Below are 23,460 nucleotides of genomic sequence, written 5' to 3'. Positions count from 1 at the left end.
GCTATAATCGTCATAAGACTAATATTGCAGAGGTAGTTTATGAGAGTTTATAATTTTTCGGCGGGACCCGGGACGCTTCCGCCCGAAGTGCTCGAACGGGTGCGCAAGCATTTGATCGATTACGACGGCACGGGTATGTCCGTTATGGAAATGAGCCATCGTTCCAAACCGTACATGAAAATCAACGACAAGACGGAAGAGCTGTTGCGCGAACTCATGGGCGTGCCCGACGGTTACGATATACTTTTCGTGCAGGGCGGCGCGACCAATCAGTTTTCGGCGGTGCCGCTCAATATCGGCACGGTAAACCGCAAAGCCGATTACGTGGTTACGGGCAATTTTTCCAAAATAGCCTATAAGGAAGGCGCGGTTCACCTCGACGCGGCGATTGCCGCGTCGTCCGAGGATAAGAACTTTACGTATATTCCCGACCTTGCCCCGAGCATGTTCCGCCGCGACGCGGATTTTGTACATATCTGCTACAACAACACCATTTTCGGCACGCGTTATACTTCCGTGCCCGACACCGACGGCATACCGCTCGTATGCGACATGTCGTCCATGATTTTAAGTCAGGAAGTCAACGTTTCCGATTACGCGCTTATTTATGCGGGCGCGCAAAAAAACATAGGTCCCGCGGGCGTGACCGTAGTTATAGTCCGTCACGATCTTACAGATCGCGCCGATCCCAAATGCCCCGTAATGTTGCGGTACGACAATCAGGTCAAAAACAAAAGCCTGTTCAACACCCCGCCCTGCTTTTCGACTTACGTCGTTATGGAAGTGCTTAACAACTTAAAAGAACACGGGGGCGTGGCGGCGGCGCAAAAGATAAACGAAGCGAAAGCCGCCAAGCTGTACGACTATATCGACAGCTCCGATTATTACGTCAACTCCGTGCAAAAGGAGTTTCGCTCCGTAATGAACGTGCCGTTCGTTTCGCCGAGCAAAGATCTCGACGACAAGTTTGTCGCGCAAGCCGCAGAAAACGGACTGGTATCGCTCAAAGGACACAGGCTTGTAGGAGGCATGCGCGCTTCCATTTACAACGCCATGCCGACGGAGGGCGTGGACGCGCTTATCGCGTTTATGGAAAAATTCAAAAAGGAAAACAAGGCGTAACCCGCCGCGAAAAAGGAAGCAGACATGAAAGATATTCTCAAACTTAACGCAATATCCCCGCTCGCGGAGAAAACGCTCGGCAAAAATTACAAACTTGTCGAAAACTCGACTTCGCCCGTCGCGGTTATGCTTCGGTCGTTCTCCATGCACGACTACGCGTTGCCCGAATCGGTTATCGCGGTAGCGCGCGCGGGCGCGGGCGTAAACAATATTCCCGTTGCGGACTATGCCGATCGCGGCGTGGTTGTTTTTAACACCCCCGGCGCTAACGCCAACGCCGTAAAAGAACTTTGCCTCGCCGCATTGCTCCTCGCCTCGCGCGGAATAATCGACGGCGTGGAGTGGACGAAAACGCTTAAAGGCGACGACGTAGCCAAGCAAGCCGAAAAAGGCAAAAAGCAATTTGCGGGTCACGAAATTATGGGCAAAACGCTCGGCGTGGTCGGGCTGGGCGCGATAGGCGTTCAGGTCGGCAACAATGCCGTGCGGCTGGGCATGAACGTGCTCGGTTACGACCCGTTTATTTCCATCGACTCCGCTTGGAAGCTCAATCACAACATAACCAAGATAGACAGCCTCGACAACCTTTTCGAGGACGCGGACTATATCACCTTGCACGTACCGCTGACCGACGGCACGCGCGGACTGATTAATGCCAAGACAATTGCCAAAATGAAAGACGGCGTTAATATAGTCAACCTGTCGCGCGGCGAGCTTTGCGTCAATGCCGACATTATCGCGGCAATCAAGTCGGGCAAAATCCACTCGTATATTACCGACTTCGCCGCGCCCGAACTTTTGAACGTGCAAGGCGTGACGGTTATCCCGCACCTCGGCGCGTCCACGGAAGAAGCCGAGGACAACTGCGCGGTAATGGCGGCGCAGGAGCTTGTTGACTTTATAGAAAACGGCAATATCAAAAACTCGGTCAACTTCCCCGCCTGTTCCGCGCCGCGCGTCGGCAAACGCCGCATAACCGTTATTCACCGCAACGTCAAGTTCGTGCTCAACTCGATAACGGACATCGTTTCGGGCGCGGGCATAAATATCGAAAACTTCGTTTCGCAGTCGCGCGGCGATTATGCCTATACGATACTCGACCTCGAAAGCGACGTTGACGACAAGCTGTTAGCCAAGGTTTGCGCTTGCGACAACATTATAAAAGTACGGAAAATTTAGTTTTTTCTTTTATCTATCCCAAATAAACAAAACCGCGATCGCATGTTTTACGTGCGATCGCTTTTTGTTTGGGTTTAAATTATACTGCGCGATATTATTACAGCGTATTTTCCGACGGCGGAGTGAATACCACGCTGTCGATATAATATCGTTTACCGGTTTTGTTGTAATACTCGGTCGCGTCGAGGTAGCCGAAGCAAGCCACCGAAAACGGTATTGCTATAATCAGTCCCACGCCGAGCGTAAACACGGTTATAAACAAGCCGCACGCGAATATGACCAAGATTGTCACCAAGTACGTGGAGAAAATCGATCCGAAGCGTTTGAAGCAGATTTCTACCGACCGCGCAAAGCCTTTAATCACGCCCGTGCCGTCGGCAACGCACGGCGCCCAGCATGCGAGCATTGATTTTTTAAACGACAGGAACGCGACAATTACGAGAATTACGACGAACGGGAGCGCGACGCTCATGCCTATACCCACCGTCACGCCGTACACCACGCCCCACATAGCCGCGTCGAACGCTATCGTTATGGGCATTTTGGCAAGCGAATATCTGGCGGACACGGACAGCATGGAAAAGAACTTGCCGCCAAACCCGTAATGCGCGTTGCACGACATACGCCCGTCCAGAACGGTTGCGAGCGGAATTTCATACAGCCCGAAAAAGAAGCGGAACGCTACTATTACTATGAATATAAGGAAAAGCATGGTCAACGACGCGACGCGACCGTTGCTCTCAAAAACGTTTACGACAGACAAATACACGTTGTACAGTCCGTCCCACAGCCCGTTCCACCCGCCGTCGTTGAACAGCGCGGAAAACGCGGCGCGTATGCCGTCGAACACGCCCGCATCGGCAAACGCATTTGCTATCGGCAGAATAAACGGCAAACTCAATCCGACTATGCCCGCGGAGCAGATCAGTATATACAGCAACAGCGACCACACTATGCCGAAGTGCGCTATTAGATTTTTAAACGCATTCTTAAACGCCATCGCCGTCCGCCTTTTGTTCTTTGGATTTCGACGCGGCGCGTTTTTTGGCGGGCGCGGCTTGCGCCGTCCGCTTTTTCTTTGCCGAACCGTTGTTGTCGGGCTTTTTCTGTTTTACCGCGCGCGGCGGCTTTGCGCTCGCGTTTTGGGCATTTTCGCCGTCCGCGTCCGCGCTCGCCTGCCTATTATCGGGTTTTTGCGGTTGCTTGTCGGCGTTTTCCTTTTCCTGTTTATTATGCAATACAGGCAACGGGATATTTCGGTACGGCTCTATGTCGCGTCGGTCAAGCTCGCTTATGCCGTAAAAAGTGAGCACGGTATACACTGTGGCATACACGTTTGTCGCAAGAAACACGAAAAAGTTTACTACGTAAGCGACAGCGGTCGGAGCTTGCAAAAACCCGACGAGCAGTTGCACGCCCGCGAGCAAGACCATAGGCATAAACAGCCCGCGAAATATCTTTTTGCCCGCTATCAGCTTAAACGACGTCGCCGCCGCATCGCGAAAACGATAGCCGTATACGAACATGATGGGCGCCCAGAACAGCATAGGCGTTATTATAAGCCCGTGGATAATGAACATGCCCACGGCAAGCGCGGAAATTACCGCAAGCGCCGCGCCCGCGGGAAACGCCATTGCTTCCGCGGAAACCTGTACGAGCATGACAAGTCCGAATAATAAAAATCGCCAAACGATAGACGCCGCGCTCATGACGGTTACGCCGATCGCTATAGGAAAAACCGAATTGTTAATAAGCCGCAACGGGTCGCGCAAGGACAGCCTGCCCGTGCGGAAATGTCGGTCAATGCCCGACATGACGAGCGCCGCCCCGAACACTTGAACTATCGCAACCACGACGACAGGCCAAAAATACTGCCACGAATCGCCGAACAGTATGCGAAAAGTTTGGCTTGCGGACAGATACGGAGCATAGTCGAACGCCGCCACGAACGACACTTCCCAGTACGGCGTGGACAAAAAACACGCGACTATCGACGGGATTACCATTGCGACGACGGGCAACCAGAAATTCTTTTTCAGGTATGAAAATGTCTGCCCCATGTATTTCACATGGTTATTATACCGCTTCGCTTACGAAAAAGCAACCGTTTACGCGAATTATGCCCCTTGCCTTTTACAAACATAAAATCACTGCTTTTGTGACTTCTGCGCTTTACGCTGTTGAGTACGCCTATGCTCGACATAAACACGATAAGTCCGGAACTTCCGCTGCTTATAAACGGCAACGGCAAGCCCGTCGGCGGAATACTGCCCGTAACGACCGCGACGTTTACCATTACCTGTATCGCTATTATCGCGGCTATACCCGAGCAAAGCAACGCGCCGAACCTGTCGGGTGCGCCCAACGATATTTTAAGCGCGCGGCGTATTATAAACAGATATGCGCACAGCACGACCATGCACCCGAGCAGTCCGAACTCCTCGCCTATTACGCTGAATATAAAGTCGCTTTCGGCAAACGGCAAAAACAGATATTTCTGTCGCGAATTGAACAAGCCCACGCCGAAAAATCCGCCCGCGCCCAGTCCGTAATAGGATTGTATAAGCTGATACCCTTCTTCGAGCGGGCTTTGCCACGGGTCGATAAACGCCATGAGCCGCGCAAACCTGTACGGTTCGACGAGTATAAGCACCACCGCCGCCGCAATCAGCGGAAGTATTATCATCAACAGATGTTTGATTTTCGCGCCGCCCAAAAACAGCATGACTATCATGAGCAACGCCATGCAGATAGTGACGGACATGTTAGGTTCGAGGATAATGAGCAGACATATTATCCCGCCGACGAGCACGACGGGCAGGATTCCTCTAAACGTGGTTATCTTATCCTCGCGCGATCCTATATACGCCGCCGCAAACACTATAAACCCGAACTTGGATATTTCGCTCGCCTGTATCGTAAAGAACGGCAGGTTTATCCACCGCCGCGCGCCGTAGTTTGTGATGCCCACCCCCGGCAGAAACACTATAGCCAAAAGTATCACCGACAGCGCGAGAATGACATACCGAAGTTTATGCAACACGTGATAGTCGATGCGCGAAAATAAAAACATTGCCGCAAAGCCGAGCGCCGCGCCCGTCAACTGCTTGTACACATAATAAAACCGCGTGCCGTAAATGCGTTCCGCAGTGTACGACCCCGCCGAATACACCATCAAAACACCGAAAAATATCAGCGCGGCGGTGACGGTTATCAACATCACGTCCGACTTGCCGACGGTAAGCCGCGGCGTTCCGCTTATGTTAAAAGCGTTTCTTTTTTTCATGCTTCGCCGCCGATTGCCTTTACCGCCGCCGCGAACCTGTCGCCGCGCTCGGCATAGCTTTTAAACTCGTCGAACGACGCGCACGCGGGCGACAGCAACACTGTTTGCGCGTCCGATTTAGCCGCGATCTTAACCGCTTCGTTAAGCCCGTTTACAACAGTCAGTTTGAGCGACGGCACAATGCCCGCCGCACTGTCGCGTATCGCCTGCGCCGTTTCGCCCATTGCTACAACTTCTGTCACGCGCGCCGTGTCTATTGCCGTAAACAGTTCCGAAAAATCTGTCGCCTTGCCGCGTCCGCCGAGGATAAGACAAACCGTTCCGCTCGTTTGCGCGACGGCGGCAAGACACGCCGCGACGTTTGTGCCTTTGGAATCGTCTATCCAACGTTTGCCGCACGCCGCACCCACGTCGCGTATTCGGTGCGGCGAAAGTTCCGCGCTCGACAGCGCCGCCGTAACGTCGCCCGAGCTCGCACCCATACACATAGCCGCGGCTATCGCGCACAATGCGTTTTTTACGTTGTGCACGCCCTGCAACCGCAGATAGTCGGTAGGACAAACGCGCTTGCCCATGAAATAAAAATTATCGCCCGAAATATACGCGCCGTCGCAAACGTTTGTCGTCGAGCACCGCACTATCTGCGCTTTGGTTTCAAGCGTTTCAAGCGCGCCGACGGGGATGTCCTCGCCGAGTACAAGATACCCGCCGCGCATGTGCGCCGCAATGTTGCACTTGCACGCACGGTATTCCGCCGCCGTACCGTGCCAATCGATATGGTCGGACGCTATGTTGGTTATGACCGCAACGTCGGGTGCGACGACCGAGCTGTAAAGCTGAAAACTGGACAGTTCGCACACGATAGGCTTTTGCGGTTTGAGCGCCGCTATAGACACGGGATAGCCTATATTGCCGCACGCAACGCCGCCCGTCATTGCCGCAATCAAATTCGTGACAGTGGTCTTACCGTTCGTACCCGTTACGCCCACGGTGGGCATACCGCGTTCTTCCGCTATCTTAAAACCTATTTCCGCCTCGCCCGTCGGACGTATGCCGCGCCGCGCGCAATACTCGTAAACGGCGTGCGTCGGTCTTATCCCGGGGCTTATCACCGCCCCGTCGTACCTTTTGTCTGCGGGTTCGCAGAACCGCCCGTCCGCGTCGGCATACAGTTTTGCCCGCCCGCCGCACTTTTTTATCGCGCCGATCGCCGCGCGACCGGACAGCCCGTCGCCGTAAACAAAATACCGCTTTCCGTCGAAAATTCCCATACAGTATTGTATGTGCGCGCTCCGTTTTTTAGAATATCGGACGGCGCGCTATCGGCTTTTTATGTTATAAATAAATATAACGTTAGGCTTGTTGATTTAAGCTAACGTTATATTATTAACCGTATAATTTCGACCGCTTGCAATCAGTACAGTGCGAGCATAAGCGCGACCGTCACTGCGCCGCAAACAAATGTTACGAGCGTATATATAACCGCTATTTTGCCCTCGAACACGCCTTTGCGCTCGAAGTGGTGGTGGAGCGGAGCCATTAAAAACACGCGCTTGCCGTGCGTGAGTTTAAAATACACGACTTGGATAATAACCGACAGGCTGGTCAACACGTACATAACGCCGACGAGCAACATGGATAGCGACATTTTTCCGAGCACCGCCACGCATGCCAAAAACCCGCCGAGCGCGAGCGATCCAGTATCGCCCATGAATATTTTTGCGGGATGAGTGTTAAAGCACAAAAACGCCAAAAGACTGCCGACGAGCGCGGCGCACAGCACTATCATATTGAACGCGCCGTCGCCTACAAGCGCGCCCGCGAAAAACGCAACGCCCAGCATCACCGCGCAAAACAATGCGTTGGTCGCCGTCACCGACGCGGCAAGCCCGTCCAGTCCGTCGGTAAGGTTGACCGAGTTTGTAAACGCCAAGAATATAAAAATATAGTAGACGGGCGCGAGCCGACCGAGTTCGAGTTGTTTGGGCATGAACGGCGCGTATACAGTCGATCCGACGTTTTCGGCATAGTACGCGTAAACGGCAACGATCGTCGCGAGCATGACTTGAAATATAATTTTTTGTACTGCGGACAAACCCTTGTTGTTCTTGTACCGCACTTTTATAAAGTCGTCTATAAACCCAACGAGCGCGTAACCGACTGTCACTATTAAAATGACGTAGGACGTTTTGTCGCCGTGACGGGTAAAGAACAGTGCGGGCAACAGCGCAAGCACAATCGACGCGCCGCCCATAGTCGGAGTGCCCTGCTTTGCTTTATGGTTGTCCACATACGACAGTATGGGTTGTCCCGCTTTCAGTCGTTTTACCAGCCGAATATTTATCGGGATTAACAGCATGCCGACCGCAAACGCGGTCAGAAATCCGCAGATTACAGCAATCAAAACCCGAACTCCCCCGCTATTTCGAGCACGTATTGCTCGTCGTTGTACGGTTGGCGTCTGCCCATAACGTCGTTATAGCGTTCCGCACCCTTGCCCGCGATAAGCACAATATCGTCCTTGTTCGCGTTTTCTATGGCGGCGCGGATCGCTTCCTTTCTGTCAACTACCGGCGTATAGTTTGTTCCGCCTATTTCTTTGATACCGCCGACTATCTGATTGATTATATCGAGCGGCGGCTCGAACCGCGGGTTGTCGCTCGTGACAAAACACCAATCGCTCATTTGCGAAACGATTTTGCCCATGACCGCGCGTTTGGTTTTGTCGCGATTGCCGCCGCAGCCGAACACCGTTATTATGCGCGCGGGCGCAAACTCGCGGATTGCGCGGAGGATATTCGCTATACCGTCGTCGGTATGCGCAAAGTCGATAATCACACTGCATTTGGCGGTGTTTATTATGTTGAACCGACCGTCGATCTTCTTTATATTGCGTATGCCGCCGATCACCGAGGCGAGAGTAAAGCCCAGCGACTGCGCGACCGCCGCCGCGCACAGCGTGTTGTACATGTTGAACCTGCCCGTAAGACTGAACTTGACCTTTCCCACGCTGTCCGACATGTTTATAAGATACGACAGTCCGTATGCGCTCATTTCGGGATCGATACCGAACACGTCGGACGGATTGTCCACGCCGTAAGTCACGGTCGGAAGTTTGGTTTCGTGCGCTATTTCCGCGCCCAGTCCGTCGTCCGCATTGATGACAGCCGCGCGCGCGTGGTCGGGCGTGAAGTAGCTTTTTTTCGCCGCCGCATAACTGTTCATATCGCCGAAAAAGTCGAGGTGGTCGCGCGAAAAGTTGGAGAACGCCGCGACTTCGTACATAATGCCGTCTATCTTTTTAAGCGCGAGCGCGTGCGCCGATACTTCCATAACCGCATACTCCACGCCCGCGTCCGCCATGTCTTTAAGCGTGGAATGTAGATCTATCGGGTCGGGCGTCGTCAGTCCCGCGTCGAACTTGTTTCCGCAATACTCTATTGCGTTGGTGCCTATCAGTCCGCAACTGTGCCCCGCCGCTTCTATTATGCTTTTTATAATATACGTCGTGGTCGTTTTGCCGTTCGTGCCTGTTACGCCTATCATTTTAAGGCGTTTGGACGGATAACCGTAAAACGCCGCTGCCGCTATTGCGAGCGCGTGCCGCGCGTCGTCAACCTCTATCTGCGGCACGTCTATTGCCAACCGCCGCTCTACCACAATCGCCGCCGCGCCGCGCGCTACCGCGTCCGCCGCGAACGTGTGCCCGTCGTTCTCTTTGCCGACAAGACAGAAAAAAACACAGCCCGCGCCGACCCGCGAACTGTCCGTCGCAAGCCCCGTAACTTCTATGTCGGCGACGTCGCCGCTCTCACATAATTCCAATTCCGATAAGCGCATAATATTCCCGCTCCCTGACATTAGTATATGTCTATTGTACCCGCCAAATATCGGCGCGGCACAGTTTTGCAAACATTAACATATTTCGACACCGCATCAAAGCGGAGTGACGTTTGTATCGATAGTTTCGTCTTCACGGCTGTTGGGTTTTTCGCATTGTGATATTTATCGGTTAAAATTAGAGAGATAAAGCCCACACACCCCCATCATTCCGAGCTTGCCGAGGAATCAAGGCGAACCGCCGCATTGTAGCGCGACAATTACCAACACCCACACCCCCTACTATCCCATAAGTGCGGCTAACGCCTTGATTTCTCCGCTCCGCTCGTTCCTCGCTTCGGTCGAAATGATGGGGGTAAAGCCGCACTTGTATAACAATCGATATAAACCTTATTTACTCCGCGCGGACGAGCACGGCGTCGTTTTTGGCGATTTTGGTTTGAGGCACGGGCGTTTGCGCCGTAACTTTTTCGCCCTCGCCCACAAGCTCCGCGTGCAAACCCGCGTCTTCCAGTTCTTTTACAGCGTCCACGACGGGTTTGCCTATGACGTCGGGCATAATCGCGTATTCTATTTCGGCGAGCATAGACGGCGGGAGCGCGGTATAGTCGAAAATTTTGGAGAACACATTGCCCGCATACGGCGCGGCGACAAGACTGCCGTAATACATATAGCCTTGCGGTTCGTCTACTATCATGAGCACGGCGTACTTGGGATTTTCCGCGGGCGCAAACCCGATAAACGACGAAATGTATTTGCCCTGCGCTATCGTGCCGCCCGCATACTTTTGCGCCGTGCCCGTTTTGCCGCCGACAGAGTAACCGGCAACGCCCGCTTTGCTTCCGCCGCCGTTCGCGACGACGCCCACAAGATAGTCGCGCATTTTTTGCGACGTAGCTTCGCTTACCGTTCGACGGACGGGTTGAGGCTCGCGCGTAGCGAGGTTTTTCCCGTCGTATGAATCTACCGAGGCAACCAAGTACGGCTTATACAGCGTGCCGCCGTTTATAACCGAGCAAACGCCCGTTATTAGCTGTAACGGAGTTACCGCCACCGCTTGACCGAAGCCGATACGCGCAAGATCGACCGTTTTGACGTTGTCTTCTTTCATCATCATGCCGCTGCTCTCGCCCGTAAAGTCAACGCCCGTCTTTTGACCCATGCCGAAATTTCGCAATGCCGAATAAAAGCGCGACGTGCCGAGGCGCAACGCCAAGTCCATAAACACGCAGTTGCACGAGTTTTTAACGCCCTCGGCAAGGTGTTGACTGCCGTGACCTATCGATCGCCAACAGCGTATCCGTTGCCCGTCGACCGTTCTCGATCCCGCGCAAAAAAATGTATCGTTATCGCCCACAACGCCCGCTTCGAGCGCGGCGGCGGTCGTGAAAATTTTAAAAGTTGACCCCGGTTCGTACATATCGACTATCATCGTGTTGCGTGACAGCTCGTTCAAAAGATCGAGGTCGTTGCGCGGCGGGTCGTTAAGGTCGAACGACGGACTTTTGGACATGGCGAGTATGCCGCCCGTGTTCACGTCCATGACAATCATCGACGCGGACTTCGCCAAAAACTCGGTTGCCGCCGCTATCACCGCGCTGTCCGCAAAGCTCTGTATATTGCTGTCCACCGACAGCGTGACGTTGCACCCGGGAATACTCGGCACGTACTTCGTAACGCTGGACTCCAATTCGCGCCCCGCCATGTCTGTGGAAGTATATGCAAACCCGTCCACGCCCGTAAGATACTTGTCGTAATAGCTTTCGATGCCCGACTGCCCCGCATTGTCTATATTCGTAAAGCCCAAAATTTGCGCGAGCGAATTGCCGAACGGATAGTTTCGCTGCGTGTCGAGAGTGTAATAAAGCCCGCTTATGTTCTTTTTGCGCAGTTCGTAAGCGGACTGCGCGTCGATCTTGCGCTTAACAGTGACCTCGCCGACGTTGGTATTTAGTTTGTCGAACACCGTCTGATATTCCATGTCAAGCGCCTCTGCGATTTCCGTCGCGACCGCAGTCTTATCCTTGACTGCGTTGGGGCGCGCGTACAGCGTAAACACGTCCTTGCTGTCGGCAAGCGTTTCGCCGTTGCAATCGAAAATCTTTCCGCGCGCGGCTTTTAGCGGCAAATCGCGGTACCACTGTTCCGCCGCCTTTGCGCGCAACCACCCGCCGTCTATTATCTGCAAATAGAACAGCCGCCCGAACAGCGCAATAAACACCGCCGCGAGCGCGATAAACGCTACAAGTATTCTTTTCCTCATTACCGACGCGCTTGCTTTCATACACACACCTCTATCGGCTATGTATATGCCGCGCCGCGCCCGATTATTTTACCGCGAGCCGATTAACCGAAAAACCCGACTGTCCGCAACATTTTTCACCGCAACCCCGCCGCACAAAACAGCGACAAAACCAACGCCGCAACAATACAAAAACCGCCGCTGTAATAAAGCGACGGCTGTAAGTTATAATTGTTATTAACTTGCTTGATTAACCGAATATTTTGGACGTCCATTCGCACAACTTATCGAACCAGTTGGTATGCTCGTCCGCTTCAGGATATTCATAGCTGGGCGCGTCGGGCGCGGTGTACGTCGGGTCGCCCGCGCTTACCATGCCCATTTGCTCGGCTTTGCCGCGAATAGCGTCCGCGTCGAGCGCAGTTGCAAGCTCTTTTTCCTGTTCGACTATAATTGCTTGTTTTTGATTGATTTGCAAGATCATCGAATCAGCTTGCGCGGTCGCTCTCGAAATGGATACGCCCGTCGCAATAACCGCTATCGCAAGCACGAGCGCGACCGCTACATACACGCAAAGCAAAACTTTGGTGCGCGGCTGGAGCGCGCGATGTTCGCGACGCACCGCGGCTTCGGCGGGTTTCTCCTCCTCCGCGCGGTTCTCGGTAGCATACTTGCGCGTTTTGACCGTGGGCAAAATGTCCTCGCGCTCTCTCGGCGCTTGCTCTCTTACGGGACGGGGCGGGACTTCCGCGGCGATCGGGCGTTCCGTAACGGGCGGAGCGACGTTGAGCGTAGTATATGTCGGTTGCGCGGTTTGGGGTTGCGCGTTTCTTATATCGACGTCCGCGTCGGTCATGATAAGGCTGTTGCCGACGTTTCGGTTTTGTTCGACGGAAGGCGCGGCAAAGTTGCCGATATTGTCGTAATCGGAAATAACCGCAGAGCGTGCGCTCTCCGTTCCGTACCCGCCGAAGCGGTCGGTATCTCTTCTTATCTGACGTTTGGTTGTAATCATGTTACACCTTCCTTAAAGTTTTTCGGTTACTCGCAACGTCGCGCTGGCGCTGCGTGGGTTTAAGGTCTGTTCCTGTTCGGACGGTTTCTCTTTGCACACCGTCTTGCCCGTCGCGAGGTGGTTGCACACGCATACAGGAATACGCTTCGGACATATACAGTCGGTTGCAAACTCCTTGAACGCGGCTTTTACAATGCGGTCTTCCAGCGAGTGGAATGACAGCACCGCGAACCGTCCGCCGCGCTCTATCAGCCCGAAAATGCCGCAAATCGCGTCGTACAGCCCTTTTAGCTCGCCGTTGACTTCTATGCGCACAGCTTGGAACGTCTTTTTTGCGGGGTGACCGTTCTTGCGATACGGCACCGACGCGCGGATCAGTTCCGCAAGCTCGACCGTGCGTTCAATCGGTTGTTGCGCGCGCCGCTTTACTATCGCACCCGCAATCCTCCGAGCAAAACTCTCCTCGCCGTAACGCCGAATTATGTCGGTCAACTGTTCCTCGGAATACCCGTTAATAACGTCGTATGCCGAAAATTTTTGCCGCCTGTCCATGCGCATGTCGAGCGCGCCGTCGTGCATGTACGAAAATCCGCGGTCGGGCGCGTCGAGTTGGTGCGAACTTACTCCGCAGTCCATGACCGCCCCGCTTATTTTCGTTACGCCGACGCCTTCGAGCAAAGTTGCCGCGTTTTCGTATTGACCTTTAATGTACGTAATGTCGCCCGTGACGTGGGCTTTACAATATTCAATCGCGTCGTCGTCGCGGTCTATTGCGACCACCCGACCGCCCGCGTCGAGTATGGCTTGCGAATGTCCGCCGCCGCCGAGCGTCGCGTCCAAGTACAGTCCGCCGCGCTCAACCTGCAACAGTTGCGTAATGCGATCGCGCATTATAGGAACGTGATACATCAACCGTTACCGTTCCTCGCCGCAGTGAACGGCGCAACTATCTTTTTGTAGTCGATGGACTGCATGTGTTCTTTGTACACGTCCTCGTCCCAAATTTCCACGCGGTCGAGCGCGCCTATCGATATAAGATTCTTGCCCATTCCGCACTGTTCTATAAACGCCTGATTGAGCGAAACCCTGCCCTGCTTGTCCTCGGCAAGAGGTTGCGTGGACGAAAATATCGCGCGCTTTATGTCGTTCATATCGGTGTCGAGCAAGTCTGCGTTCATAAACCGCTCTTTTACCAGCTTGTCAAAGTCCTCGCCCTTGTACAGAAACAAGCACTTCTCGAAACTGCAAAATATCATGGGATTGTCGCCGAGCAGCTTGCGAAAAGCGGGCGGTATTCTTAACCGTCCCTTATCGTCTAATTGGTGATGAAACTGCCCGTAAAACAATTTGGTACTTCCTCTCGGCAAAATATGCCCGATATGAGAGTATTGTACCACACACCATGACCACTGTCAACCCTTTTTGACCAAAATTAGCTTATTTTTTGTATCAGTCGCACATATATAACACAATGTTCGACTTAATAGCCTATCTTATAGTGTCGAAACGCGACACTTGCGCCCGAAAATGCGACGCAAACCGAGAATAACGTCGCGCGCGGGAAGCCGTCGAGGCGCGATAGGTCTTGACATATCTTCCGCACTGTATTATAATACAATCGCTATGAAATTGCAAGATATTTACGACGCCCGAGCTCGGCTTGACGGAACGGTTCACCATACCCCGCTGGAAATGTCCGAAACATTTTCACGCATTGCGGGCGGTAAAGTGTTTTTAAAATGCGAAAACCTGCAAAAAACGGGTTCGTTTAAGGTGCGCGGCGCGCTCAACATGATAAGCAAACTCGACCTTGATCCAAGCGTCAAGGTTTTCAGTTGTTCGGCGGGCAACCACGCGCAGGGCGTGGCGTATGCCGCGGCGCGGCGCAACGTGAAAGCTGTTATATATATGCCGCTGTCCACGCCGATAGCCAAGATTGCCGCTACCGAGGGTTACGGCGCGGAAGTCGTGCTATGCGGCGACGTGTTCGACGACGCGCAAGCGGCGGCTATTGCCGCGTGCCGCGACGTCGGCGGCGTGTTTATTCCCCCGTTCGACCACGAGGATATAATAGCCGGTCAAGGCACGGTTGGGCTGGAAATACTGGATGACATGCCGCAGGTCGAAACGGTGCTTGTTCCCGCAGGCGGCGGCGGACTGCTCGCGGGCGTGGCGTTTGCAGTAAAGAGTTTGCGCCCCGACGTAAAGGTTTACGGCGTGCAGGCAACGGGCGCGGCGGCTATTGCCGCGTCCTATAAAAACTCCGTAATAGCACTGGACAGCATATACACCATTGCCGACGGCATAGCCGTAAAACGCCCCGGCGACGCAACTATGAAATACATCGACAAATACGCCGACGGGGTTTTGACCGTGACCGACGACGAAATAGCTTCGACAATAATCTCGCTTATAGAGCGCGCCAAGGAAATTGTAGAGCCTGCGGGCGCGGCAGGGCTTGCCGCGGTGCTTTGCGAGCGCTACCCTTTTTTAAAGGGCAAAACCACGGTGTGCCTGTTGTCGGGCGGAAATATCGACGTCAGCTTTATACACAAAATAATAGAGCGCGGGCTTATAAGCCGCGGACGGCAGATACGCCTGTCGGTAACGCTGTCCGACAAACCGGGGTCGCTCGAAGCGGTGAGCCGAATTTTGGCGATACAGGGCGCGAACGTAATCGCCATACAGTACGACCGCGTCAATACGGAACTGTCGCTTAACGAAACGCTGTTGCACATCACCTGCGAAGTGTCGGGCAAACAGCACGGCGAGCGCGTCGTCACCGCGCTCAAACACGCGGGATATAAATTGCAATAACATTTCCTCCACCACAAAAAATATTCACGTAAAATAAAAGTTTGCTTAAAGCAAACTTTTATTTTTAATTCGTATTCTTGATTTTTATTTTATTCGTCAATCGACGAGCGAGAATCCCGTTTGCAAACAGTCGCGCGAATTGCCGCCGACAAACAAATCGAAGTCGCCGCTCTCTGCGTCGAACGCTCCGCCGTCGGTGAAAAACGCCAACGTATCTTTTGTTATTTCAAAACGCACGGTTTTGCTCTCGCCCGCTTTAAGCTCGACGCGTTCGTAGCCTTTAAGCTCCTTTACGGGACGGACGACTGACGCGAACTTATCGCGTATGTACCACTGCACAATTTCCGTGCCGTCGCGATCGCCCGTGTTATTCACCGTAACAGTCGCCGCGATTTTTCCGTCGCGGCGCATTTTGGCTTTGTCGAGTTTTAAATCCGAATAGTCGAACGTCGTGTACGACAAGCCGTAGCCGAACGGAAACAGCGGATCGTTATATTCGTCGTCGTAACCTACCGTGCAAATATCTCCGCTCAACACGGCGGGCTTGCCGCTTGCGCGCGGTCTGCCCGTTTGAAAATGATTGTAGTAAATCGGGCACTGTCCCGAACTGCGCGGAAAACTCATGACGGTTTTTGCGCTCGGCACAGCGTCGCCGTACAACAGCGAAGCAATCGCGCTTCCGCACTCCGTGCCGCCCTGCCACGCATATAACACCGCGTCGGCAAGCGGCAACACATCCGTGAGCGCAAGCGGTCTGCCGCCGAACACGACGAGTACGACGGGCTTGCCCAGCGTTTTAAGCCTGCGCAACAACGCTGTCTGCACCTTGGGCAAAGCAATGTCGGCGCGCGAATGAGATTCGCCCGAATTGTACATGTGTTCGCCCACGCACGCAACTATCACGTCCGAATTTTGCGCAAACCGCACCGCGGCGTCAAAACCGCTCTCGTCGTCGGACAGCAAGTCGTAAGAACAACCCTTTTCGCTCTCTACGGTGCGACCGAGAGTGCGCTCTATTCCCTGTTTTACCGTCACAACGTCGTCGGCGCGACCAGTAGACGCCCAATGCCCGAATATGTATTTTTCGTCGGCGAACGGTCCGACGAGCGCGATATTCGCGCTCTTTTTCAACGGCAAAACGCCGTCGTTTTTGAGCAAAACGCACGACCGCTCCTCCGCTTTTTTCGCCGCGGCGCGAAACTCCTCGCACAGCGTAATTTTATCGCGTTTTTGGGTGTCGGTCGATTTATCGATGTCGTACAGCCCGCAACGGTCTTTCATCTTTAATACGCGATAAACTTTTTCGTCGAGCGACTTTTCGTCAACAACGCCCTCGCGCACAAGGTCGGGCAAATTGTTCGCATAGCACGGCGAACACATTTCTATATCAAGCTCGGCATTGAACGCTGTCAAAGCGCAGTCGCGCGGCGTAGCCGCATAGCCGTGAACGTTGAGTTCCCGCACCGCGTTGTAGTCGGATATGAGCACGCCGTCAAACCCCCATTCGTCGCGTAGCTTGTCTACGGTGAGTTCGGGGTGAGCCAACAGCGGTTTGCCGTTGAGAAGATTGAACGACGACATAAACATTTCCGGCTTTTCTTTAACGCACTCGCAGTACGCGCGCAAATAGTATTCGTTAAGATTTCTCTCCGAAACGTCGGTCGTGTCGTAATCCCTGCCGCCCTCCGCCGCGCCGTAAGCCGCAAAATGCTTGACGCAACACGCAAGCCCGCCGTTGTGATAACCGCGAATATAGGCTTTGCCCATTTCTCCGCCGAGATACGGATCCTCGCCCGCAGTTTCCATAACGCGCCCCCACCGCGCGTCGCGCGCAAGGTCCACCATGGGTGAAAACGTCGCGTCCACGCCGTCCGCCGCCGCCTCGACCGCGGCAATGCGCGCGCACTCCTCCACAAGTTCCGTGTCGAAACTGCACGCCATGGCAAGCGGAATAGGAAAAATCGTGCGGTAGCCGTGAATAACGTCGAGCATAAACATGAGCGGATCGTCTATTCCGTTTTCTTTGCGGATAGCGCGAATACGATCGGCTGTTTCGCCGTTAGCCACGTTCAAGACCGTGCCGACGCGCATAATCATGTCGTTCGTCATGCCGTCCATATCCCAACAGCCCGTCACAATTTCCTTGTTGCCGCAAATGCTGTCAATCGGATATTGCGTAAGCATCAACGCTTTATCTTCGAGCGACATTCCGTCAATAATGTCGGTGAGTTTTTTGTCCTTTTCTTTCATAAAAGCTCCTCGTACCGTAAACGGCGTAATTAAATGCAATCAAACCTCTATTTTGACCGCGCGGTTAGCCACTTGGTCGCATGACGTAAGATAGTATTTAATGCCGTGTTTGTCTATCAGTTTTTTGGCGTAACAGTTTTTGCCGTGCAAATGCCCGTAAACGACGGCGTCCACGCCGTACTTTTCAAAAAGTTCGGTGACGGGTGTGTCCTCGAACCGCACGTTGAACGGCGGATAGTGAATCATAAAAATAACGCGATCGCCCTCGCCGCGCATTTTTTTCATGGCTTGAAGCGACATCTCCATGCGCAACAGTTCGCGCGCGTACAGGCGTTTGCCGTCCTCCGACTTGTCGTCGGCGCTCCAACCTCGACTGCCGCACACTATAACGTCGCCGAACTTCATACAGTCGTTTTGAATAGCAAACACGTTTTCGGGCAACGCGGCGCGAACGGCGTTAATACCCTTCCACCAATAATCGTGGTTGCCGCGCGTGATAATCTTTTTGCCCGCCGAAATTCCGCCTATGTATTTAAGATCGGGCACAGCCGCGTCGAGCGTCATTGCCCAGCTTAAATCGCCCGCGATTAAAACGAGATCGTCGGGCTGAACTCCGTCGAGCGACTTTTCTATATCGTCCAAATAGTTATCCCAAACCGCGCCGAATATATCCATTGGCTTGGGATTGTTAATCGACAAATGCAAGTCGGAAATTGCGTAAATATTCATACGCGCATTATATCACCTTGCGCGCGCAAAGTCAATCGAACAACCGCAAAACGCCGCCGCGCCGCCGCAAAATCGCGCCGTGCGACTTTTTGCGGACTGCGTCAATCGTTACCGTCGAACGAGGGGAACATGCGCGTTCTTATGCCTTGACAAACGCAACCGGTGCAAGGCGGATATTTACAATATCCGTAAGTCGGCACAAGAATATCGACGGGCGCGGTGACTTTTATAATCTGTAACAGACAGCCCGAAATGCCGACTGCATTGGGACCGATAATCGCGCCGCTCGCAACCGACATATACGACTTGACCTCTATCGAATACGGCACGAGCGAATCGGCGCTCGGCAAATGCAATAATACTTCCCTGCTTGCGCGGTGTACCGCCTGCACGGTGGTTAGCACGCCGTTGACCGAATATGTAACGGCAAAACGCGTAACAATATCGCCGCACACCCTGCAACACCCGTCTGCGCCGTTGGTGACGACATAGTCGATAAGCTCGCTGTCGATAACGCGCGCCGACACAAACACCGCCTGTTGCGGAATTTGCTGTTCGGTGGTCAACGCCAACGAAACGTTTTCGTCCGTAAACGCGCAACCGTCAAACACGCGCTTGGTTTCTATGACCATGCGACAGCACAGTCCGTCCTGAAAATTCCCGTCGCAACCCGCTTTAACCGCCATACCGCCTCCGCATACAATTTTGCTATACAATATATATGCAAACGGTTGCCGTTATGTGTCCTGTAATATTCGCGTTTGCAATATCAGTCGAACTTGACTGCCTCGCCTATAAACGCTATAATCGAATCAACCGTGACGTTGTCTTGACGTGAGCGTCACTCTCGCCGCGGCGCACTTACCGAGCATTTTCCCGTTGCGGCAATCGTAAAGTTCGCTTATATATCCTAAACTCAACTATCGGTTGAATACGCTTTACCGTTAGTTGAATTATTGCAGATAAGCAAAAAAAGAGCGCGGAACTTAACCGCACTCTCGATAAATTATCGAATATGTAACATAAACAAACTTACAAAGGTTGATTGACTTCCAAAACGCTACGTATACGATCGAGCAAAGCGTCCTTGCCTGCGCCGCTCTCGCCGCTCGTGACTATAAGATTGTCGCGCGCCAACCCGAGCGCGGCGGCTATCTTGATAACAGCTTTACCCGTCTGCGCGCGGCTCAACTTATCCGCCTTGGTCAACACGACCGTAAACGGCAAACCCAAATCGCGCAAGTAGTTTATTAAAACCTTGTCGAGGTCGGACGGTTCTTCCCGCCTTATGTCCATAAGGCAAAGCACTTGCGCAATGTCGTTACCGCACTTAAAATATTTATCGGTGCGCTCGTTCCACTCATCGGACAGACTGCGGTGCGCCTTGCTGTAACCATACCCCGGAAGATCGACAAAAAAGAACGGAATATCCGCCGTCACCTCGAAAATATTGATAAGCCGAGTGCGCCCGGGGGTTTGGCTCGTCTTGCACAGCCGCGCGCCCATGAGCATATTAAGCAAAGTCGATTTTCCGCAATTCGACCTGCCCGCAACGCAAATCTGCGGCGCAAACTCGCCCGCCGCAGACGGGTCGGCGCAACTTTTTACAAACCTTGCGGATTTAACCCTCATTTGAGCACAGCCGCAAAAACTTGGTCGATATTTTCGACCGTAATAATATTGACTTTTTGTTTGACCTCGTCGGGCACGTCGGTCAAATCCTTTTCGTTCTCTTTGGGGATTATCAAGCGTTTATACCCCGCGCGGAACGCCGCGAGCGATTTTTCTTTAAGCCCGCCTATCGCTAACACCTTGCCGCGAAGCGTGACTTCGCCCGTCATAGCTACGTCGTGCGCAACCGCCTTTTTGGAAAAAGCCGACATCAGCGCGGTAGCAATGGTAATACCCGCACTCGGTCCGTCCTTTGGCGTCGCGCCCTCGGGGAAATGCAAGTGCACGTCGTTCTCCGAAAACGCCGTTTCTTTAACGCCGTATTCCGCAGCGCGCGATCGAACAAGCGACAGCGCCGCGAGGCACGATTCTTTCATAACGTCGCCCAGACTGCCGGTCAGCTTTAATTCGCCCTTGCCGCCCGAAATAATAGCCGCCTCGATAGACAGCGTAACGCCGCCCACGCTCGTCCAAGCAAGCCCCGTCGCCGCGCCGACTTCGTCGGTTTCGACGGCGGAAGTTTCTTTGTATTTTGCGGGACCCAAAAATTCCGCTATGTCCTTTTTGCTTACTTTAAACGTCGCGGGGATTTGATCCTGTTCCACCACTTTAAGCGCGATCTTGCGCATGACGGTCGCAATTTCCCGTTCGAGATTGCGCACGCCGCTCTCACGCGTGTACGACGAAATAATATGCGAAATAACCGCGTCGCTCATATCGACCTTAACGTCCGACAGTCCGTTGGCTTTTACTTCTTTGGGCTTTAAGTACCGCTTTGCGATTTGCAGTTTCTCCTCGTAAGTATAGCCCGACAGCTCGATAACTTCCAGTCTGTCCAAGAGCGCCGCGGGCAACGGGTCGAGCGAATTGGCGGTAGTGACAAACATGACCTTGCTCAAATCGAACGGCATGTCGAGGTAGTTGTCTTTAAAATTATTGTTCTGGTTGGGATCCAAAACTTCCAAGAGCGCGGATGCGGGGTCGCCGTGAATATCCGCCGTCATCTTGTCTATTTCATCCAACAGGAACACGGGATTATTGACCTTTGCTTGACGTATGCCGTTGATAATCCGCCCCGGCATAGCCGCAACGTAAGTCCTGCGGTGTCCGCGAATTTCCGCCTCGTCGTGAATACCGCCGAGCGACATTGTAACAAGTTCCTTGCCCGCCGCGCGAGCAATCGACCGCACAATGGACGTCTTACCCACTCCGGGCGGACCGACAAAGCACAGCACGGGGGCTTTGAGGTTCTGCGTCAACTTAAAGACCGCAAGATATTCGAGTATGCGACCTTTGACCTTTTCCAAACCGTAATGATCTTCGGCAAGCACCTTTCGCGCGAAGTCCAAAGAAATATCGTCAACGGTAGACTTTTGCCACGGCATGTCTAAAAGAAGTTCTATATACGACCGAGCGACGCTCGCTTCGGGCGTTGAAGAACTCATTTTTTCCAGCCGCGAAATTTCCTTTTCGGCTTTTTCGTAAGCGGTCTGCGGCATTTCGTCTTTCATGCCGCGCAGTTTTTCGCGCAGTTCGTCTATTTCGTCCGCATCCTCGCCCAGCTCCTCTTTAAGCACGCGAATTTGCTCGCGGATATAGTATTCCTTTTGGTTTTTATCTATGTTCTGCCGCACGCGCGCGGTAATACGCTTCTCCATGGCGCGTATTTCCGTTTCCTTGGCAAGAGAGGTCAAAATCAGCTCGTACTGCGCCGACAGAGTTTTGGTCTGCAACACGTTCTGTTTTTCGCTGTCCGACGAGAAAATATAGCTCGCAATCGTGGACACAAACTTCTCGCCGTCGTCAACCGAGAGCGAACTCAAAACATCCCCCGGCATCTTTGTATCGATACGGCGGTACTCTTTAAACTGTTCGTCGAGCCGACGTTTTATCGCCTCGAAGTAAACGGGTTCGTCGGGGTCGTAATCGTATTCTTTAAGAGTGACCTCGAAGTACGGATTAAGCGAAACGTAGCTGTCAATCTGCATGCGCCGACCCGCGATAAACACGACGCGCATAGCGTCGCCCGGCAAGCGTTGAACCTGTTTGATGGTAGCAAGCACGCCCACGCGGTAAATATCCTGCGGCGCGGGATTGACCATAGTCGCCCGTTTTTGCGCGACCAAAAACACGCTTTCCCCCGACTCGACGGCTTGACTAATCGCGGTATACGACTTGTCGCGTACCAAATCGAAATGCACCGCCTGCCCCGGGAAAACCACTTTCCCGCGGAAAGCGATCATTTTGTAAGTCTTTACAGGTTGAATCAACTGCGTATCTTCTGCGTCGTAAATTACTTTGTTATCCATAATTTCCACCTGACTGATAATAAGTATAACACATCGGTCGAAAAATTACAACTGTTTGACAGGCAAGTCTTTACCCGTTGCCTAACGGCTATGCCGCGACTTTTTTATCGACTTCTTCGTCCGCTTCAGCCGCCTCGACTGCGATCGCCTTGACATACGACTCGGCGTTAAGCCCCGTAACGATAAACGCAATCGCAATAAACGCCACGCCTATAAAAATTCCCGCGACGGCATTAAAAGCGACCAACACGATTGTAATTATAAACGCAATCGAAAAAACAATAACGTTTGTCAGCAACAATTTAAACAGATTTTTAAAATTAACAACCTGTTTAAACGGCACTTTGTTTCTGCCGTGAACAAAATACGCCTCGACAAGCGCGAACGCGCCCACCAACAGCACGGTCGCCACCGCGGAAATAAACGCGCTCGCCCACCACATGGCGGCAAGCCATGCCGTTATTACAATCAACGCCGCGGACAGAACGGCGTCCGCAAGCGTCATAAGCACAAACTTCCAAATACCGCGTTTGGCTATATTTCGGCGAATAATCCATTTGGTGAACCAAAACCCGCCGACAAGCCCCAAAACCGAAAACGCCGCAAACGCAATCGCGCCGAGCAGAACTGACGACAGACACACGCTTACCGCTTCCGCAATTTGCGCCTCGACAGCCGTTTTTCCGCCCAACAGCTTATCCAAACACCCGTTAAGCGTGTCGGTCAACCACTTCTCCGTAAAAACAGTGTTCAACGCTTCGAGCGGATTGCTCCAATCGAGAGCGCGCACCGCCGAAACGATATAAGCCCACATAGAATCGAAATCGACTTCCACCGCCCCGACTATCTCGACAACGTCGTCGCAAAGCGCGGACACCGCGGAAATAACGCAAGGCACAAAAATACTCAACCCCAAAACAATACCGAGCGCAAACGCACCGAGCGGCGTAAACACATATTTGAGGCTGACAAAATAGTTCTTGATTCCCCGCTTAATCAT

General features: G+C 53.1%; 19 protein-coding genes. 3 read left to right on the top strand and 16 right to left on the bottom strand.

Going from position 1 to position 23,460, the window contains the following annotated elements:
- Nucleotides 1-39 precede the first annotated feature (39 nt).
- Together serC and NFR57_RS03180 are read left to right on the top strand one after the other, a co-directional pair.
- Nucleotides 40-1,122 carry a 3-phosphoserine/phosphohydroxythreonine transaminase gene (gene serC / locus NFR57_RS03185; RefSeq protein ID WP_251182379.1) on the top strand — a complete coding sequence of 361 codons (1,083 nt, stop codon included), beginning with the start codon at nucleotides 40-42 and terminating at the stop codon, nucleotides 1,120-1,122.
- Between the two features lie 24 nt (nucleotides 1,123-1,146).
- Nucleotides 1,147-2,301 (top strand): 3-phosphoglycerate dehydrogenase family protein, encoded by a 1,155-nt coding sequence (locus tag NFR57_RS03180; RefSeq protein ID WP_251182378.1) that lies wholly within the window; start codon nucleotides 1,147-1,149, stop codon nucleotides 2,299-2,301.
- 97 nt (nucleotides 2,302-2,398) lie between these two features.
- On the opposite strand, the gene NFR57_RS03175 is transcribed toward NFR57_RS03180, so the two are convergent.
- The 10 genes from NFR57_RS03175 to NFR57_RS03130 form a co-directional block, all read right to left on the bottom strand.
- The gene (locus NFR57_RS03175) at nucleotides 2,399-3,301 is read right to left on the bottom strand and encodes a hypothetical protein (RefSeq protein WP_251182377.1); all 903 of its coding nucleotides are present in this window, start codon (nucleotides 3,299-3,301) and stop codon (nucleotides 2,399-2,401) included.
- Nucleotides 3,291-4,361, bottom strand: coding sequence for a hypothetical protein (locus tag NFR57_RS03170; RefSeq protein WP_251182376.1), 1,071 nt, complete (start codon nucleotides 4,359-4,361; stop codon nucleotides 3,291-3,293). Before NFR57_RS03170 ends, NFR57_RS03175 begins: the two co-directional genes overlap by 11 nt.
- Before the next feature lie 5 nt (nucleotides 4,362-4,366).
- Nucleotides 4,367-5,587, bottom strand: coding sequence for a putative lipid II flippase FtsW (gene ftsW / locus NFR57_RS03165; protein ID WP_251182375.1), 1,221 nt, complete (start codon nucleotides 5,585-5,587; stop codon nucleotides 4,367-4,369).
- Entirely contained in the window at nucleotides 5,584-6,858 is a 1,275-nt protein-coding gene (murD, locus tag NFR57_RS03160) for a UDP-N-acetylmuramoyl-L-alanine--D-glutamate ligase (RefSeq protein ID WP_251182374.1), read from the bottom strand. Before murD ends, ftsW begins: the two co-directional genes overlap by 4 nt.
- Before the next feature lie 143 nt (nucleotides 6,859-7,001).
- Nucleotides 7,002-7,991, bottom strand: a complete 990-nt coding sequence (gene mraY / locus NFR57_RS03155; protein WP_251182373.1) for a phospho-N-acetylmuramoyl-pentapeptide-transferase — start codon at nucleotides 7,989-7,991, stop codon at nucleotides 7,002-7,004.
- Complete coding sequence (locus NFR57_RS03150) at nucleotides 7,988-9,427, bottom strand: UDP-N-acetylmuramoyl-L-alanyl-D-glutamate--2,6-diaminopimelate ligase (RefSeq protein ID WP_251182372.1); 1,440 nt, start codon at nucleotides 9,425-9,427, stop codon at nucleotides 7,988-7,990. Before NFR57_RS03150 ends, mraY begins: the two co-directional genes overlap by 4 nt.
- Before the next feature lie 394 nt (nucleotides 9,428-9,821).
- Nucleotides 9,822-11,711: a penicillin-binding transpeptidase domain-containing protein gene (locus NFR57_RS03145; RefSeq protein WP_251182371.1), complete on the bottom strand. Its 1,890-nt coding sequence runs from the start codon at nucleotides 11,709-11,711 to the stop codon at nucleotides 9,822-9,824.
- Nucleotides 11,712-11,919: 208 nt separating this feature from the next.
- The gene (locus tag NFR57_RS03140; protein WP_251182370.1) at nucleotides 11,920-12,684 is read right to left on the bottom strand and encodes a hypothetical protein; all 765 of its coding nucleotides are present in this window, start codon (nucleotides 12,682-12,684) and stop codon (nucleotides 11,920-11,922) included.
- 12 nt (nucleotides 12,685-12,696) lie between these two features.
- Entirely contained in the window at nucleotides 12,697-13,593 is an 897-nt protein-coding gene (gene rsmH / locus NFR57_RS03135; RefSeq protein WP_275557170.1) for a 16S rRNA (cytosine(1402)-N(4))-methyltransferase RsmH, read from the bottom strand.
- On the bottom strand, nucleotides 13,593-14,081 hold the full coding sequence (locus NFR57_RS03130; protein ID WP_251182368.1) for a division/cell wall cluster transcriptional repressor MraZ: 489 nt from the start codon (nucleotides 14,079-14,081) through the stop codon (nucleotides 13,593-13,595). The genes rsmH and NFR57_RS03130 overlap by 1 nt, the downstream gene beginning before the upstream one ends.
- A gap of 226 nt (nucleotides 14,082-14,307) precedes the next feature.
- Between NFR57_RS03130 and ilvA the strand changes: the two genes are divergently transcribed.
- On the top strand, nucleotides 14,308-15,501 hold the full coding sequence (gene ilvA / locus NFR57_RS03125; protein ID WP_251182367.1) for a threonine ammonia-lyase: 1,194 nt from the start codon (nucleotides 14,308-14,310) through the stop codon (nucleotides 15,499-15,501).
- Nucleotides 15,502-15,597: 96 nt separating this feature from the next.
- Here ilvA and NFR57_RS03120 read toward each other — a convergent pair whose 3' ends face one another.
- From NFR57_RS03120 to NFR57_RS03095, 6 genes are all read right to left on the bottom strand, one after another.
- Complete coding sequence (locus NFR57_RS03120; protein WP_251182366.1) at nucleotides 15,598-17,751, bottom strand: glycoside hydrolase family 3 N-terminal domain-containing protein; 2,154 nt, start codon at nucleotides 17,749-17,751, stop codon at nucleotides 15,598-15,600.
- Between the two features lie 39 nt (nucleotides 17,752-17,790).
- Nucleotides 17,791-18,480 (bottom strand): metallophosphoesterase, encoded by a 690-nt coding sequence (locus tag NFR57_RS03115; RefSeq protein WP_251182365.1) that lies wholly within the window; start codon nucleotides 18,478-18,480, stop codon nucleotides 17,791-17,793.
- 101 nt (nucleotides 18,481-18,581) lie between these two features.
- A complete protein-coding gene (locus NFR57_RS03110; protein WP_251182364.1) occupies nucleotides 18,582-19,166 on the bottom strand; it encodes a hypothetical protein in 585 nt (194 codons plus the stop codon).
- A gap of 346 nt (nucleotides 19,167-19,512) precedes the next feature.
- The gene (yihA, locus tag NFR57_RS03105) at nucleotides 19,513-20,112 is read right to left on the bottom strand and encodes a ribosome biogenesis GTP-binding protein YihA/YsxC (RefSeq protein ID WP_251182363.1); all 600 of its coding nucleotides are present in this window, start codon (nucleotides 20,110-20,112) and stop codon (nucleotides 19,513-19,515) included.
- Nucleotides 20,109-22,460, bottom strand: a complete 2,352-nt coding sequence (lon, locus tag NFR57_RS03100) for an endopeptidase La (protein ID WP_251182362.1) — start codon at nucleotides 22,458-22,460, stop codon at nucleotides 20,109-20,111. Before lon ends, yihA begins: the two co-directional genes overlap by 4 nt.
- 88 nt (nucleotides 22,461-22,548) lie before the next feature.
- On the bottom strand, nucleotides 22,549-23,460 hold the full coding sequence (locus NFR57_RS03095; RefSeq protein ID WP_251182361.1) for a hypothetical protein: 912 nt from the start codon (nucleotides 23,458-23,460) through the stop codon (nucleotides 22,549-22,551).

The sequence above is a fragment of the Anaerocaecibacter muris genome (genome assembly GCF_943192945.1).
Lineage (GTDB): Bacteria > Bacillota > Clostridia > Christensenellales > Pumilibacteraceae > Anaerocaecibacter > Anaerocaecibacter muris.
Note: the sequence above shows the minus strand (reverse complement) of the source record. Positions and strands in the feature narration are given on the sequence as shown.

Excerpts from the sequence above, each read along its gene's own strand:
- serC (WP_251182379.1), top strand. The coding sequence starts at position 40 with ATGAGAGTTTATAATTTTTCGGCGGGACCCGGGACGCTTCCGCCCGAA.
- NFR57_RS03180 (WP_251182378.1), top strand. The coding sequence starts at position 1,147 with ATGAAAGATATTCTCAAACTTAACGCAATATCCCCGCTCGCGGAGAAA.
- NFR57_RS03175 (WP_251182377.1), bottom strand. The coding sequence starts at position 3,301 with ATGGCGTTTAAGAATGCGTTTAAAAATCTAATAGCGCACTTCGGCATA.
- NFR57_RS03170 (WP_251182376.1), bottom strand. The coding sequence starts at position 4,361 with ATGGGGCAGACATTTTCATACCTGAAAAAGAATTTCTGGTTGCCCGTC.
- ftsW (WP_251182375.1), bottom strand. The coding sequence starts at position 5,587 with ATGAAAAAAAGAAACGCTTTTAACATAAGCGGAACGCCGCGGCTTACC.
- murD (WP_251182374.1), bottom strand. The coding sequence starts at position 6,858 with ATGGGAATTTTCGACGGAAAGCGGTATTTTGTTTACGGCGACGGGCTG.
- NFR57_RS03150 (WP_251182372.1), bottom strand. The coding sequence starts at position 9,427 with ATGCGCTTATCGGAATTGGAATTATGTGAGAGCGGCGACGTCGCCGAC.
- NFR57_RS03145 (WP_251182371.1), bottom strand. The coding sequence starts at position 11,711 with ATGAAAGCAAGCGCGTCGGTAATGAGGAAAAGAATACTTGTAGCGTTT.
- NFR57_RS03140 (WP_251182370.1), bottom strand. The coding sequence starts at position 12,684 with ATGATTACAACCAAACGTCAGATAAGAAGAGATACCGACCGCTTCGGC.
- rsmH (WP_275557170.1), bottom strand. The coding sequence starts at position 13,593 with ATGTATCACGTTCCTATAATGCGCGATCGCATTACGCAACTGTTGCAG.
- ilvA (WP_251182367.1), top strand. The coding sequence starts at position 14,308 with ATGAAATTGCAAGATATTTACGACGCCCGAGCTCGGCTTGACGGAACG.
- NFR57_RS03120 (WP_251182366.1), bottom strand. The coding sequence starts at position 17,751 with ATGAAAGAAAAGGACAAAAAACTCACCGACATTATTGACGGAATGTCG.
- NFR57_RS03115 (WP_251182365.1), bottom strand. The coding sequence starts at position 18,480 with ATGAATATTTACGCAATTTCCGACTTGCATTTGTCGATTAACAATCCC.
- NFR57_RS03110 (WP_251182364.1), bottom strand. The coding sequence starts at position 19,166 with ATGGCGGTTAAAGCGGGTTGCGACGGGAATTTTCAGGACGGACTGTGC.
- yihA (WP_251182363.1), bottom strand. The coding sequence starts at position 20,112 with ATGAGGGTTAAATCCGCAAGGTTTGTAAAAAGTTGCGCCGACCCGTCT.
- lon (WP_251182362.1), bottom strand. The coding sequence starts at position 22,460 with ATGGATAACAAAGTAATTTACGACGCAGAAGATACGCAGTTGATTCAA.
- NFR57_RS03095 (WP_251182361.1), bottom strand. The coding sequence starts at position 23,460 with ATGATTAAGCGGGGAATCAAGAACTATTTTGTCAGCCTCAAATATGTG.